A 15,477-nucleotide genomic window follows, 5' to 3' on the forward strand; every position below is an offset into this window, starting at 1 on the left:
GTTAAAACTTAACTAAATCATAACATGTTTTGCCCGGTGACTGAATAATCTTGCTATGAGAAGGACAAGTTTGTCCATTAAAGGAGTGAGGAGATGAATTTTCACGAGCTGAAACGAGAAGAAGTAGAAACGAAACTTCAGACTAGCATTCAGCGCGGATTAACAACGGAGGAAGCAGAGAGACGGAAACGTCAGTATGGGAAAAATGAGCTGACGGAAGAAAAGCTTCCTTCTGCCTGGGTTGTATTTATCCGCCAGTTTAAAGATTTTATGGTTCTTGTGCTCATTGCAGCGACTGTCATCTCCGCTTTAATGGGAGAGTACATTGACTCCGCTGCGATCTTTGCCATTATCATTATCAATGGTGTGCTCGGATTCTTGCAGGAGAGGAGAGCAGAAAAGTCGCTGCAGGCATTGAAGGAATTGTCCGCTCCACAATCGCTCGCCTTGCGTGATGGGGAATGGAAAAAAATACAGTCGGCCGATATCGTGGCAGGAGACGTCTTAAAGTTTTCTGCAGGGGATCGAATTGGAGCGGATATTAGGCTGTTAGAAGCGATTAATCTTGAGATTGAAGAATCGGCTATGACGGGGGAATCCGTTCCCGTTGAAAAGCACGCCTCTCCTTTAAAAGGAGAAAATCCGGCACTTGCCGATATGAAGAACATGGCGTTTATGGGCACACTCGCCACGAGAGGCAGCGGCATTGGTGTCGTGACCGCAACAGGAATGAAAACAGCTATGGGGAACATTGCTTCTATGCTGCAAACGGCCCAAAGGTCAGAAACACCGTTGCAGCGCCGGCTCGAACAGCTCGGAAAAATATTAATTGGGGCAGCCCTGTTTTTGACCGTTCTCGTTGTAGTAATTGGGATTATTCAAGGGCACGAGCTGTACACGATGTTATTAACCGGTGTATCGCTTGCTGTGGCGGCTATCCCAGAGGGGCTGCCAGCCATTGTGACGGTTGCTTTGTCGCTCGGTGTCCAGCGGATGATCAGACAAAAAGCGATCGTTCGCCAGCTGGCAGCGGTAGAAACGCTAGGCTGTACCACTGTTATTTGTTCGGATAAAACCGGAACGATGACTCAAAACCAAATGACTGTGACGGATGCCTGGAGCAGCGGAAAACACTGGCAAATTAGCGGGAAAGGTTATGAACCGAAAGGGAAATTTTTTGAAGGGACGAAAGAAGTGTCTCCGTCGGAAGAAAAAAGTTTGTATCAGCTGCTTACGTTCGGCTTGTTATGTAACCATGCTGAATTGAGAAAGAAAGAAAAAGAGTTTGTGATTCAAGGAGATCCAACAGAAGGGGCTCTTCTCACGGCGGCTTTAAAAGCCGGATTAGGCCGTGAGCAGCTGTCCAAGACATTTACAGTTGAGCAGGAGTTTCCGTTTGATTCAAAAAGAAAAATGATGACGATGGTCGTGAAAGATGCACAGGGTCAGCGTTTCACTGTGACGAAAGGTGCACCGGATGTACTGATGGGAAAAAGCGATTATATTTTATGGGAGGAAAAAAGGCAGGTCTTCTCCAAGCTTTACAGAAAGGAAACAGAAGAAATGCTGCAAACTCTTGCAGGAAGAGCCTTGCGAGTCATTGCTGTTGCTTATAAGCCGCTGCGTGCAACAGATACACTTCAGGATGCGGAACAAGCAGAATCCGGCATGACATTTATCGGAATGCAAGGAATGATCGACCCGCCGCGTCCAGAAGTAAAGCAAGCGATTGCAGAGTGCAAACAGGCAGGAATCCGGACGATTATGATTACGGGAGATCATAAAGAAACGGCGGCCGCGATCGCTGGTGATTTAGGACTTGCTCATCGGCAATCAGATATTTTAGACGGGCAGGCCCTCAGCGGAATGACAGAAAAAGAAATGGAATCAGCGGCAGAGCACACAGCGGTTTATGCCCGGGTTTCCCCAGAGGATAAGCTGAAAATTGTGAAAGCTCTTCAAAAGAAGGGGCATATCGTCGCTATGACGGGGGATGGAGTCAATGATGCCCCAGCTATTAAAGCGGCGGATATTGGCATTGCCATGGGAATAACGGGAACAGACGTCGCGAAAGAAGCGTCTTCTCTAGTGTTAGCGAATGATCATTTTGCTACGATTAAAGCAGCTGTAGAAGAAGGCCGAAATATTTACGAAAATATTCGTAAATTTATCCGCTATTTGCTGGCATCAAACGTGGGTGAGATTTTAGTGATGCTGTTTGCGATGGTATTGGGAATGCCGTTGCCGCTCGTTCCGATCCAGATCCTCTGGGTGAACCTTGTAACAGACGGTTTGCCGGCGCTTGCTCTTGGGCTTGATAAGCCGGAGGAAGACGTGATGAAAAGACCGCCAAGACATCCGAAAGAAGGGGTATTTGCGAGAGGGCTTGCCTGGAAAATTATTTCCCGCGGCTTTTTAATTGGTGCTGCGACACTCATTGCGTTCATTATTGCTTATCAGCAGCACGCAGATAATCTCGTTTATGCTCAGACGGTCGCTTTTGCTACGCTCGTAACGGCACAGCTTATCCACGTATTTGACTGCCGAAGTGAAAAATCGGTTTTAGCCCGTAATCCATTTGGCAATATGTACTTGATTGCAGCCGTTATCTCCTCTTTCTTATTGATGGTGGCTGTTATTTATATCCCGCAGCTTCAAACCATTTTCCATACGACCGCTCTGGCTCCAAGAGAATGGCTGCTCGTCTTTGGAATTGGCGCCATTCCGACATTTTTACTTGCCGGATCATTTTTTGCAAGAAAAAGAAAATAGAATATGGTACAATATAAAAGGTAGTAGAGTGTACTCTATTGCCTTTTTATTATGTCGACAGGATGTGAGTGGCTGATGGTAATGAGCATGACAGGGTTTGGCAGAAGCACGATAAAATCAGCCGATTGTGCGGTGGTTGTGGAAATGAAATCAGTCAATCATCGGTTTAGTGAATTTCAAATAAGAATGCCAAGGCAATTAATAAAAATTGAAGATAAAATAAAGAAAGAGCTGTCAAAATACATACAAAGAGGTCGAGTAGAGCTGTTTATCACAGTTGAGGGAGAGGGCCTTACACACCGGACATTGCAAGTGGATTGGCAGTTGATGGATGATTTCGTTGGGATGATGGGGCAAATAGCAGAAAAGTACGGGTTTCCGACAAAGCCGGACTTGAAGGATTTGCTGCAGCGGCCGGATTTTATTACAATCGAGGAAAGCGAAGAAGAAAACTCCTCATTAGAAAGGCTTGTTCTAGAGACGGTGGCATCAGCCGCAGCCCGATTATATGACATGCGCCAGGCGGAAGGCCAGGAATTAAAAAAGGATCTCCTTCTCCTGCTATCCGACTTGGAGCAAAGGCTTTCCAAAATTAAGGCGAGAGCTCCCATCGTAGTAGAAGCTTATAGCCAGCGTCTTGAACGCCGAATGAAGGAAATGGCGGCCGGTGTCTTTAATGAAGATCGTCTGGCAACAGAGGTAGCTGTGTTTGCCGATAAATCGGATATCCATGAGGAGTGCATCCGTCTTGAAAGCCATATCCAGCAATTTCGTCAGGCACTTGAACATGACGGACCCATCGGCCGTAAATTAGACTTTATGATTCAAGAAATGAACCGTGAAGTAAATACGATCGGTTCGAAAGCAAACGATTCTATTATTAGCTCGGGCGTTGTGGAATTGAAGACGAGCCTTGAAAAAATGAGAGAGCAAGTGCAGAATATCGAATAAAGTCAAGCGCGTTTGTAAAAAGCTGTTGTATTGGAGGAACTTTATGTCCATTCGATTGATTAATATCGGATTTGGCAACATCGTATCCGCAAATAGAATTGTATCGATTGTCAGTCCAGAGTCAGCACCAATCAAGCGCTTTGTACAAGAAGCAAGAGAAGCCGGTACGTTGATTGATGCCACTTATGGAAGAAGAACGAGAGCGGTGCTAGTAATGGACAGCGATCACGTCGTTTTATCCGCTGTCCAGCCGGAAACGGTTGCCCATCGAATTCTCTCCACAGAAGAAGTAACTGAAGAAGGGCAGGGAAAGGCATGAAAGAAAAAGGTTTACTGATTGTATTATCAGGACCTTCCGGAGTGGGAAAAGGAACGGTAAGAAAAGAAATTTTCTCACAGCCGGATGTTAAGTTTGAGTATTCTATTTCAATGACAACACGCGCTCCGCGTGCCGGGGAAGTGGATGGTGTTGATTATTTTTTCAAATCAAGAGAGGAGTTTGAGCAGCTAATTGCTGAAGGCAAGCTGCTTGAATACGCGGAATTCGTCGGCAATTATTATGGAACTCCTGTTGACTATGTACGGGAAACGCTTGACGCAGGCCGCGATATTTTCTTGGAGATTGAAGTGCAGGGAGCTCAGCAAGTACGGGAGAAATTTCCGGAAGGGCTGTTTATCTTTCTCGCACCGCCTAGCTTATCCGAGCTTCATAGCCGTATCCTTACCCGTGGAACGGAGAGCGATGACGTTATTAAGGGGCGAATGGAAAAAGCTCGAAAAGAAATTGAAATGATGAGCTTGTATGATTATGTTGTAGAGAACGATGAAGTGGAGAAAGCGTGCAGCCGGATCCAATCCATCATCGTGGCTGAGCACTGCCGCCGTGAACGCGTACAGCACCGCTATAAAAAAATGTTGGAGAGTGATTAAGATGTTATACCCATCTATTGATAACTTATTAACAAAAATTGATTCTAAATATTCGTTAGTCAGCATTGCCGCTAAACGCGCCCGCAGCCTTCAAGAAAACAGTTCAACTCAAATGCTTGATTCTTATGTTTCTCATAAATATGTTGGCCGTGCCCTTGAGGAGATTTATGCAGATAAGTTAACGATGAAGGAAAAAGACCAAGATCAAGTTTACGATGACGAAGTATAAGAAACTTTAGGAATAACAACCTTTGGAAGGTTGTTATTTTTTTACATGAAAAGGCGAGCAGGAAGGCAAAGTTTATCACGATTCAGCTAAAATAGCGGTACAATTGTTTAGAATATAGATAAAGATTAGTTGCAATATTGGCAATCTAATTAAAACCCTTAGCTTCAAGCTGTACGGCTCGCTAAAGAACGGAGCGAATAAAGAAGAAGCAATCGTTTTATAAAGGTCTGCAATGGCTGCTTATGTTGTTTGAAAAGAATGGGAGGATTCGTTATGTTAAGTAAAAAGAAAATTCTACTTTGTGTAACTGGGGGAATCGCGGTTTATAAAGCAGCCGCATTGACGAGTAAAATGGTCCAAGCAGGTGCTGAAGTAAAAGTGATCATGACTAAATCAGCTTGTGAGTTTGTCACTCCGCTCACTTTCCAGGCGCTGTCACGAAATGACGTATATACGAATACCTTTGATGAAAAGCATCCAGAGGTGATTGCTCATATCGATTTGGCGGATTGGGCTGATTTAATTATAGTGGCTCCAGCTACGGCTAATATGATAGGAAAGCTGGCGAACGGCATTGCAGATGATATGATTTCTACAACGTTACTCGCTTCTACCGCACCTGTCTGGATTGCTCCAGCCATGAATGTCCACATGTATGACCACCCAGCAGTGAAAAAAAATCTTGCCACGCTTGCCGGTTTTGGCTGGCAATTTGTTGAGCCGGGTGAAGGGTTTCTTGCCTGTGGGTACGTTGGGAAAGGCCGCCTGGAAGAGCCGGAAAAAATTGTAGCTCTCATGGAGCAATTTTTTAAGCAGAGAGAAGAACAACCGTTAAAGAACAAACGGGTTATGATCACAGCTGGCCCAACACGGGAAATTATTGATCCGGTTCGTTTTTTAACTAATCGCTCTACCGGAAAAATGGGCTATGCCTTAGCCGAAGCTGCCCGTGATTTAGGCGCGGATGTCTATTTAATATCGGGCCCAGTTTCGCTAAGTCCTCCTTCAGGAGTAAAAGTACAGTATGTGCAAAGTGCAGAGGATATGTATCAGGCCGTTATGGAGAAGTTTTCTGAGAGTGACATCGTTATTAAAACGGCTGCTGTCGCTGATTATCGGCCAAAACTAGTCCATACAGAAAAAATGAAAAAACAAGAAGGAGATCTAATCATTGAAATGGAGCGGACAAGAGATATTCTAAAAACGCTCGGGCAAGAGAAAACACATCAAATGCTGATTGGCTTTGCGGCCGAAACCGTCAATGTAGCAGAATACGCACGAAAGAAATTACAGAAAAAGCAAGCTGATATGATTGTAGCGAACAATGTGAAATTAGACGGGGCAGGATTCGGAAGTGAAACGAATATTATCTCGATCTTTAAAAAAGACGGCACGCAAAAAGATTTCGATTTAATGACAAAGAAAGCAGCAGCAAGAGAAATCTTATTAGAAGCAGCTGCCGATTTAAAAAAGGGTGAAGGTGCATGCAAGTAGCCAGCGTCATCGTAGATGTAGCGGCAATGCAGACAGATAAAGAGTTTGATTATATTGTGCCAGAAAAATGGGAGGGGTTAATCCAGCCTGGCATGAGAGTGGTTGTTCCCTTTGGTCCGCGAAAAATCCAAGGGTTCGTCACTGCGCTTAAAAATAGGTCAAACGTAAAAAGACTTAAGTCTATCATTGAACCGATGGATTTACTTCCAGTATTAAACCAAGAATTGCTCGAGCTGGCCGATTGGCTGACGGAAACAACACTTTGTTTTAAAATATCGGCTTATCAAGCAATGCTCCCAGCGGCAATGAAAGCGAAATATGAAAAAGTATTTCAGATAAGGGAAGCAGCAGAGCCGATGGATGAAGGGCTGGCTAGCTTATTTAACCGAAACGGAGAACTGGCGTGGGAGGCAGCAGCCAAAGCTGGACTGCTTAATTCTTTGCGCGAGGAAGTAAAAGAGAACCGGGCAGAGCTTGTTTATAAAGTGAAGAGCAGAGACAAGAAAAAGAGTATTCGGATGATTGGCCTCGCTTTATCGGATGAAGAGCTAGCCGGTCATTTGGACGCTCTGCCTGCTAATGCCCGCAAACAAAAAGACGTTTTACACTATTTAGCGGCTTCCGGGTCATCTCTGCTTTCTGCAAAAGAAGTCATGGAACAGACGGACACATCAAACAGCACATTAAAAAGCTTATTGGAAAAAGGTTTTATAGTAGAACGCTACCAGGAGGTCTACCGTGATCCTTACGAAAACAGACAGTTTGAAAAGACAGAACCGCTCCCTCTAACAGATCAGCAGCAAGAGGTGATTGCCCCCATTCTCGGCTCTATAGAGGATGTACGCCATGAAACCTTTCTTCTTTATGGGGTGACTGGAAGCGGAAAGACCGAGATTTATTTACAATCAATTCAACGTGTGTTGGAAAAAGGAAAAGAAGCGATTGTGCTCGTTCCGGAAATTTCGTTAACACCGCAAATGGTTCACCGTTTCAAAGGCCGTTTTGGTGACGATGTAGCCGTCTTACACAGCGGCCTATCAACAGGAGAAAAATACGATGAATGGCGCAAAATTCAACGCAAAGAAGTAAAGGTAGTCGTAGGTGCGCGTTCTGCGGTATTTGCCCCTTTTGAAAATCTTGGCATTGTTATTATTGATGAAGAGCATGAAACGAGCTATAAACAGGAGGAGAACCCCCGTTATCATGCACGGGAAACGGCGATTAAAAGGGCGGAATTTTACCAGTGCCCTGTTATTTTAGGCAGCGCTACGCCGTCTTTGGAGAGTTTTGCGAGAGCACAAAAAGGGGTCTATCACCTTTTAACGCTTCCAAACAGAATGAATAATCAGCAGCTCCCGGAAGTAGAAATTGTAGATATGCGTGAAGAGCTGCGCCATGGCAACCGCTCTATGTTTTCACGTGCGTTATTTGAGAAGCTGACAGATCGGTTGGAAAAAGGAGAGCAAACGGTCCTTTTCTTAAATAGGCGTGGCCATTCTTCCTTTATTATGTGCCGTGATTGCGGCTACGTAGCAGGGTGCCCGCACTGTGATATTTCTTTAACGTATCATCGTCACAGTCACCGGATGAAGTGTCACTATTGCGGTTTTGAAGAACCTGTTCCTTCCCAGTGTCCAGAATGTAACAGCGAGCATATTCGTTATTTTGGCACGGGTACACAAAAGGTAGAAGACGAATTGGGCAAGCTGCTGCCACACGCCCGGGTAGTACGTATGGATGTGGATACGACGAGCCGCAAAGGTGCCCATGAAAAGCTGCTTCAGCAATTTGCAGAAGGGAAGGCGGATATTCTGCTTGGAACCCAGATGATTGCCAAAGGGCTTGATTTCCCTAATATTACACTTGTCGGAGTACTGAGTGCCGATACGATGCTTCATATTCCTGACTTTCGCTCTGCAGAAAAGACATTTCAATTGCTTACGCAGGTAAGCGGCCGGGCAGGAAGGCACCAGCTGCAAGGTGAAGTGGTCATTCAGACGTACACACCAGAGCATTACAGCATCCAGCTCGCTGGCAAGCAAGACTACGACCAATTTTATAAAGAAGAAATGATGATGAGGAAGCTAGGGAACTATCCGCCGTTTTATTACTTAGCTCTCGTCACGGTCAGTCATGAAGACGTCATGATAGCGTCGGGTGTAACAGAAAAAATTACGCAATATATTCAAGCCCGTTTATCAAATGAAGCCATTATTCTTGGGCCTGTTGCTTCACCAATTGCCCGGATCAATGATAGATATCGTTACCAATGTTTGATAAAATACAAACGGGAACCAAAGCTGAATGAAATTTTAAAGACAGTAATGGAACATTATACAAAGCAGCAAGGCGATAAAAGCTTACAGGTTGCGGTAGATGTGAACCCGTTTATTATGATGTAAAATAAAGTGTTGCTTGATTTATTGACAACCAGGGAGGATTATTTTGGCACAATTACCCATCGTATATTATCCGGATGCCATTCTTGAAAAGAAATGCGAACCGGTTACACAGTTTGATAAAAAGTTGAAAAAACTTGTAAAAGATATGTATGAAACGATGATTGCGGCAGATGGAGTTGGATTGGCTGCTCCTCAAATTGGAAAAGACATGCAGCTGGCCATCGTGGATATTGAAGATGATCATGGCTTGATTACACTAATCAATCCTGTGATCGAAGAAGCAAAAGGAAGCGATACCGACATCGAAGGGTGTTTAAGCTTTCCAGGCCTATATGGACATGTTACACGTCCCTCTTTTGTAAAAGTAAAAGCTCAAGACGTGAAAGGCCGTTTTTTTACTTTAAAAGCAGAAGGATTTTTAGCCCGGGCGATTCAGCATGAAATTGACCATCTGCACGGCGTTTTATTTACGTCCAAAGTAGAGCGGTATATACCGAAGGAAGAACTAGAAGCGGAGGAAATGTCATGACAAAGATTGTATTTATGGGCACACCCGACTTCTCTGTTCCAGTACTGAGAACATTAATTGAAGAGGGATATACGATCCAGGCTGTGGTGACACAGCCGGACCGGCCAGTTGGAAGAAAACGGATCCTGACACCTCCTCCAGTAAAAGTGGAGGCGATGAAGCACAATATCCCTGTTTTGCAGCCGGAAAAATTACGGTCATCAGAGGAATTACAGCAAATTATTGACTTGCAGCCACATGTGATTGTCACAGCGGCTTATGGACAAATTTTGCCAAACGAGCTGCTTGCTGCACCAAAATTCGGCTGTATTAACGTGCATGCTTCTTTGCTGCCGGAATTGCGTGGCGGTGCTCCTATTCATTATGCGATTTTGCAAGGCAAGGAAAAAACGGGCATCACCATTATGTACATGGCAGAAAGGCTAGATGCAGGGGATATCATCAGCCAGACAGAGGTAATAATAGAAGAGATGGACCATGTTGGCAGTTTGCATGATAAGCTGAGCGAAGCCGGCTCAAAACTGTTGTCAGATACGTTGCCTAAGTTGATTGCTGGTGAAGTATCTCCTGTGCCGCAAGAAGAATCAAAAGCTACTTTCGCTTCTAACATTAAAAGGGAGCAGGAAAAGATTGATTGGTCAAAAACAGGAGAAGAAATTTATAACCATATTCGCGGGCTGCATCCGTGGCCTGTTGCCTATACGACTCTTGACGGCCAAGTGATGAAAGTTTGGTGGGGAGAAAAAGTGAAGGCAGCGAAGGAAGCAGCTCCTGGAACGATTATAGAGTTAACAACAAACGGCTTTGTTGCAGCGACTGGAAACAGCACAGCCATCAAGATTACTGATGTGCAGCCTTCCGGTAAAAAACGCATGTCCGCTGAACAATATTTACGAGGAGCCGGCTCAGACTTAACCGCCGGCAAAAAGTTAGGGGAATAATCAATGAAGCAAAATCAGAAACGAGTGCGCGAAATCGCCCTTGACTTGCTTGAATCTGTAGAGAAAAATCAATCCTACAGTAATCTACTGCTCCATTCAGCAATTGAAAAGAACCATTTAACAGGCAGAGATGCCGGGTTATTGACGGAAATCACGTACGGAACCATTCAGAGAAAGTTGACGCTAGATTTTTTTCTAGCACCATTTATTAAGAAAAAGTTAGAGCCATGGGTACAACAGCTGCTACGGCTTTCTCTTTATCAAATGATCTATCTCGATAAAGTACCAGAACGGGCTGTCATCCATGAAGCAGTAGAGATTGCGAAAAAAAGAGGACATAAAGGAATCTCTGGTCTTGTGAACGGGATTTTACGTTCTGTGCAGAGAAATGGCCTGCGCAGTTTTTCGGAAATAAAAGATGAAGCCGAACGAATTTCGATTGAAACGAGCCACCCCCTTTGGCTTGTGAAACGATGGCTTGCCCAATTTGGAGAAGAGAAAACAAAAGAAATGTGTGCGATTAATTTAACAGCGCCAATGCAAACCATCCGTGTGAATAAAACAAAAGCGAACCAGGAAGAAGTTTTGCAACTACTTGAAGCAGAAGGGTTTGAAGCAGAACCAAGTGATGTGCTGCCGGAAGCAATCCGCATTTTAAAAGGCAATGCTGCCCGCTCCTCAGTATTTGAAACTGGTATGGCAACGATTCAAGATGAAAGCTCGATGATTGTTGCTTATGCTCTTGGCATTGAGCCGAATGAAGCCATTCTAGATGCTTGTGCAGCCCCAGGCGGCAAAACGACCCATATAGCGGAAAAGTTAAACAACACGGGTTCTGTTTCAGCGCTTGATTTGCATGAGCATAAAATCAAATTGATTAAGCAAAATGCTGCTCGGCTCGGGTTGACAAACATTGAGGCCAAGGCATGGGACAGCCGCAAAGCAGGAGAAATTTTTGAAAAAGAGAGCTTCGACCGTGTGTTAGTAGATGCTCCTTGTTCAGGTCTTGGTGTTTTGCGAAGAAAACCGGATATTAAATATGTGAAGGAAGAGAAAGATCTTTCTTCCCTTCAGAAAATTCAGCTCGACATCTTAGATGCTGCAGCGCCTCTTCTAAAAAAAGGCGGTGTTCTTGTTTACAGCACGTGCACAGCCGATAGAGAAGAAAATGAAGGCACTGTGAAAAAGTTTTTAGAGACCCACACTGATTTTGAACCAGCGGAACTTACCGATTTGCCGCCCGTCATTCAGACGCTGGCCAATGATCACTTGCTTCAAGTTCTGCCGCAGGACTTTGGCGGAGATGGATTCTTCATCAGTAAACTACGAAAGAAGGTGCAGTAATGGAGCAAGCAACAACAGCGAAAGAAAAAGCAGGAGACAAACAGCAGCTGCCATCCATTTATTCACTGCAATTGCAGGAGTTGAAAGACTGGCTGAAAGAGCAGGAAGAAAAGCCGTTTCGGGCAGAACAGATTTTTGATTGGCTTTATAAAAAGCGGGTGACGTCTTATGAGGAAATGTCTAATTTGTCAAAGCAGCTGCGTGAAAAGCTCGCCGCTCATTTTGCGATTACGACATTAAAGACACTTATTCAGCAAGAGTCTTCCGATGGGACGATTAAATTTTTATTTGAGCTTCATGATGGCTATTCGATTGAAACAGTTTTAATGCGCCATGACTATGGAAATTCAGTCTGTGTCACGACGCAAGTCGGCTGCCGCATCGGCTGTACGTTTTGTGCTTCTACACTTGGCGGTTTAAAGCGCCATTTAGAAGCAGGAGAAATTGTGGCTCAAGTCGTAAAAGTACAACAGGCACTGGATGAAAAAGATGAGCGGGTCAGCTCGATCGTCATCATGGGAATTGGCGAGCCGTTTGATAACTATGACCAGATGCTTGCTTTCCTGAAAATTGTTAACCATGAACAGAGCTTAAACATTGGGGCCCGGCATATTACGGTTTCAACGAGCGGCATTATTCCGAAAATTTACAAGTTTGCAGACGAAGAAATGCAAATTAATTTTGCTATTTCCCTTCATGCTCCTAACAATGAGCTGCGTACAAAGCTCATGCCAATTAATAGAGCATACAAGCTGCCGGATTTGATGGAGGCTGTTCGTTATTACATTAATAAAACTGGACGGCGTATTAGTTTTGAATACGGCTTGTTCGGTGGAGAAAATGATTCCGTTGAACATGCCATCGAATTAGCTGAATTAATTAAAGGGTTAAAGTGCCATGTGAATTTAATCCCGGTGAACTATGTGCCAGAGCGTAACTATGTACGTACACCAAAAAATAAAATATTTGAATTTGAAAAGGCGTTGAAAGATCGAGGTGTCAATGTAACGATTCGCCGTGAGCAGGGGCATGATATTGATGCGGCCTGTGGACAGTTACGAGCGAAAGAACGGTCAGAAGAAACGAGGTGAGCCCTATGGACTCTGTTTTTCGGACAGATAAAGGCCGAATTCGTCCTCACAACGAAGACAACGGCGGAGTATTTCTTAATGCGGCAGGTGACCGCCTAGCCATCGTGGCTGATGGCATGGGCGGTCATAATGCAGGAGATATCGCCAGCCACATGGCTATTGAGACCATGAAAGACCTATGGACGAAAATGGAAGGGATTCAAAGCGCCAGCCAAGCAGAAAGCTGGTTGAAAACAGCTATTTTAAAAAGCAACGAAAAAGTATTAGAACACTCGAAAGACGTTCCTGAATGTAGTGGCATGGGGACGACGCTTGTAGCCGCTATATGTACGGCTAGCTTTTGTACCATTGCTAACATTGGTGATAGCCGTGGTTATTTATTTAATGAAAATGGTCTTACGCAAGTAACGGAAGATCATTCACTCGTAAATGAGCTTGTGAAATCAGGGGAAATTACGAAGGAAGATGCAGAAAACCATCCGAGAAAAAATGTATTAACTCGGGCATTAGGAACAGAACGCGATATTATAGCAGATTTTTACACAGTAATGTTTGAGCAGGGGGATTTACTCCTTCTTTGTTCAGATGGCTTATCCAATAAATTAGCACAGCGAGAAATGCAGCAAATTTTAGAAGCCGGACTGTCTATTGAGAAAAAAGCTGATTCCTTTATTCAATTGGCAAATGAAAATGGCGGGGAAGATAATATTACCCTTGTTATTCTCAAGCATTCTGCTGGCCTTGAAAGCGGGTGAGAGCAGGATGTTAATTGGAAAGCGACTGGGCGGCCGTTATAAAATCATTAAAATGATTGGCGGCGGCGGAATGGCCAATGTATATTTGGCGCAAGATATGATTTTAGAAAGAGAAGTCGCTCTTAAGGTGTTGCGTCTCGACTTTGTAAATGAAGAAGAATTTTTAAGACGCTTTCAGAGAGAAGCACAGTCTGCTACGAGTCTCGTTCACCCCCATATCGTGAATATTTATGATGTGGGGGAAGAAGAAGGCATCAATTATATTGTCATGGAATACGTGGATGGAATGACGTTAAAACAGTATATTCAACAGTATTCCCCTATTCCAGTAGAAAAAACAATTGATATTATGAAACAGCTTGCTTCAGCTATTGCTTTTGCCCATCACAACTCCATTATTCATCGGGACATTAAACCGCACAATATATTAATGGATCGAGATGGAAACGTTAAAATCACAGACTTTGGTATTGCTATGGCATTAAGTGCTACCTCTATTACGCAAACAAATGCTGTTCTTGGATCTGTTCATTATATTTCTCCAGAACAAGCACGTGGAGGAATGGCGACAAAGAAGTCAGATATTTACGCTTTAGGGATTGTCATGTTTGAGTTACTAACGGGACAGCTGCCATTTTCAGGTGAATCTGCCGTATCTGTTGCGCTAAAACATTTGCAGGCTGAAACACCATCCGTGAAAAGATGGAATCCGGCTATTCCGCAAAGTGTGGAAAACATCGTCTTGAAGGCGACAGCGAAAGATCCTTTTCACCGATATGCAAGTCTTGAAGAAATGGAACAAGATTTATCAACCGCCCTCGATCCAGAAAGAGCGGATGAGGAGAAGTTTTCTATCCAAGAAGATGACGAAAAAACAAAAGCTATTCCGGTGATTACAGACGGTCAACTTTCTGAAGGGCTCGATACAAAGATTGTTCGGCCGGCTGACTCGAAGGATGAACCGCAAGCGAAAGTAAAAGAAAAGAAGAAGCGAAAACGTTGGCCGATTGTTGTACTCGTTTCTGTCTTGCTTATTGCCCTGGCCGTTGCAGCGGCTATTCTCGTCCCTGCCTTATTGGGACCGAAAGAAATACAGGTGCCTGATGTGAGCGGCAAGCAGTTGGATGAAGCGGTATCGAAGCTTGTTACGGATGGGTTTAAAGTTGGAAAAACAAAAAAACGATTCAGCGATGAAGTACCTGAAGGAGTAGTCATTAAAACCGCCCCGGCAGCCGGACGAACGATACAAGAGGGCGATACGGTGAACATCTATATGAGCTCTGGGAAAGAGACTATTTCCTTTGCTGATTATCGAGGCAAGTCATTTGCTGAAGCAAAAGAAGAACTTGAAAAAGCCGGATTTAAAAGTATAGAGCAAAAGACCACTCATGATGAGAGTGAAGCTGGCACTATCCTGGATCAGGATCCCGAACCAGAGAATAAAGTAGTGCCTGAGGAAACAACGGTTACGTTTACAGTGAGCGGAGGACCCGAGAAGATCCCCTTGATTGATTTAAAGGATTACAATGAAAAGAGTTTAAAAGATTACGCTGAATCTACAGGCTTAAACATTGTCATTGTACGGGAAGATTATTCGGATTCCGTAGCAAAAGGCTTGGTCATGTCTCAAAAGCCGAGCAGTGGCACGGCTCTGAATAAAGGGGATACAGTGCAGGTGGCAATTTCTAAAGGGAAGAAAGAAATTCCTCCGAAGACGGTCACGAAAGAAATTACCATTCCTTATGAACCAGAGGAAGAGGGAAAACCTCAGGAAGTCCAAATTTATATAGAAGACATGAATCACAGTATGACAGAGCCATTCGAAGTGCTTACCATTCAAGAAGATTTAAAGAAAACGTTAGAGTTTGTTTTAACGAAGGATAGTAAAGCGGGCTATAAAGTGATTAGGGATCAACGAGTGATTATTGATGAAACGATTCCTTATCCGGATGAAACAGAGGATGTACAGGCAGAAGCGGCGGATGATGCTGATAGTGAAGAATAAGAAACAATTGAAAAGGGTTGTTCGTAAATAATTC

At 44.1% G+C, this 15,477-nt stretch carries 13 protein-coding genes; all 13 read left to right on the forward strand.

The window, feature by feature from the left end; genetic code table 11:
* Positions 1-93 precede the first annotated feature (93 nt).
* The 13 genes from AC623_RS05810 to pknB all read left to right on the forward strand — a co-directional run bounded on the left by AC623_RS05810 (position 94) and on the right by pknB (position 15,443).
* The gene (locus AC623_RS05810) at positions 94-2,772 is read left to right on the forward strand and encodes a cation-translocating P-type ATPase (protein ID WP_049661427.1); all 2,679 of its coding nucleotides are present in this window, start codon (positions 94-96) and stop codon (positions 2,770-2,772) included.
* Positions 2,773-2,847: 75 nt separating this feature from the next.
* Complete coding sequence (locus AC623_RS05815; RefSeq protein ID WP_049661428.1) at positions 2,848-3,723, forward strand: YicC/YloC family endoribonuclease; 876 nt, start codon at positions 2,848-2,850, stop codon at positions 3,721-3,723.
* Positions 3,724-3,766: 43 nt separating this feature from the next.
* Positions 3,767-4,042 (forward strand): extracellular matrix/biofilm regulator RemA, encoded by a 276-nt coding sequence (remA, locus tag AC623_RS05820; protein WP_049661430.1) that lies wholly within the window; start codon positions 3,767-3,769, stop codon positions 4,040-4,042.
* Positions 4,039-4,653 (forward strand): guanylate kinase, encoded by a 615-nt coding sequence (gene gmk, locus AC623_RS05825; protein ID WP_049661431.1) that lies wholly within the window; start codon positions 4,039-4,041, stop codon positions 4,651-4,653. Before remA ends, gmk begins: the two co-directional genes overlap by 4 nt.
* A 1-nt stretch (position 4,654) precedes the next feature.
* Positions 4,655-4,882, forward strand: coding sequence for a DNA-directed RNA polymerase subunit omega (gene rpoZ / locus AC623_RS05830; protein WP_049661433.1), 228 nt, complete (start codon positions 4,655-4,657; stop codon positions 4,880-4,882).
* A 273-nt stretch (positions 4,883-5,155) separates the two neighbouring features.
* The gene (gene coaBC, locus AC623_RS05835) at positions 5,156-6,376 is read left to right on the forward strand and encodes a bifunctional phosphopantothenoylcysteine decarboxylase/phosphopantothenate--cysteine ligase CoaBC (protein WP_049661434.1); all 1,221 of its coding nucleotides are present in this window, start codon (positions 5,156-5,158) and stop codon (positions 6,374-6,376) included.
* Complete coding sequence (gene priA, locus AC623_RS05840; RefSeq protein ID WP_049661436.1) at positions 6,367-8,778, forward strand: primosomal protein N'; 2,412 nt, start codon at positions 6,367-6,369, stop codon at positions 8,776-8,778. Before coaBC ends, priA begins: the two co-directional genes overlap by 10 nt.
* Positions 8,779-8,821: 43 nt before the next feature.
* Positions 8,822-9,307 carry a peptide deformylase gene (def, locus tag AC623_RS05845; protein ID WP_049661437.1) on the forward strand — a complete coding sequence of 162 codons (486 nt, stop codon included), beginning with the start codon at positions 8,822-8,824 and terminating at the stop codon, positions 9,305-9,307.
* On the forward strand, positions 9,304-10,248 hold the full coding sequence (gene fmt, locus AC623_RS05850) for a methionyl-tRNA formyltransferase (protein WP_049661439.1): 945 nt from the start codon (positions 9,304-9,306) through the stop codon (positions 10,246-10,248). Before def ends, fmt begins: the two co-directional genes overlap by 4 nt.
* A gap of 3 nt (positions 10,249-10,251) precedes the next feature.
* Positions 10,252-11,592, forward strand: coding sequence for a 16S rRNA (cytosine(967)-C(5))-methyltransferase RsmB (gene rsmB / locus AC623_RS05855; protein WP_049661441.1), 1,341 nt, complete (start codon positions 10,252-10,254; stop codon positions 11,590-11,592).
* Entirely contained in the window at positions 11,592-12,683 is a 1,092-nt protein-coding gene (gene rlmN / locus AC623_RS05860; protein ID WP_049661443.1) for a 23S rRNA (adenine(2503)-C(2))-methyltransferase RlmN, read from the forward strand. The genes rsmB and rlmN overlap by 1 nt, the downstream gene beginning before the upstream one ends.
* Before the next feature lie 5 nt (positions 12,684-12,688).
* Positions 12,689-13,438: a Stp1/IreP family PP2C-type Ser/Thr phosphatase gene (locus AC623_RS05865; protein ID WP_049661444.1), complete on the forward strand. Its 750-nt coding sequence runs from the start codon at positions 12,689-12,691 to the stop codon at positions 13,436-13,438.
* Positions 13,439-13,445: 7 nt separating this feature from the next.
* Positions 13,446-15,443 carry a Stk1 family PASTA domain-containing Ser/Thr kinase gene (gene pknB, locus AC623_RS05870; RefSeq protein WP_049661446.1) on the forward strand — a complete coding sequence of 666 codons (1,998 nt, stop codon included), beginning with the start codon at positions 13,446-13,448 and terminating at the stop codon, positions 15,441-15,443.
* Positions 15,444-15,477 lie beyond the last annotated feature (34 nt).

The organism is Bacillus sp. FJAT-27231 (assembly GCF_001183975.1).
Classification (GTDB): Bacteria; Bacillota; Bacilli; order Bacillales; family Domibacillaceae; genus Pseudobacillus; species Pseudobacillus wudalianchiensis.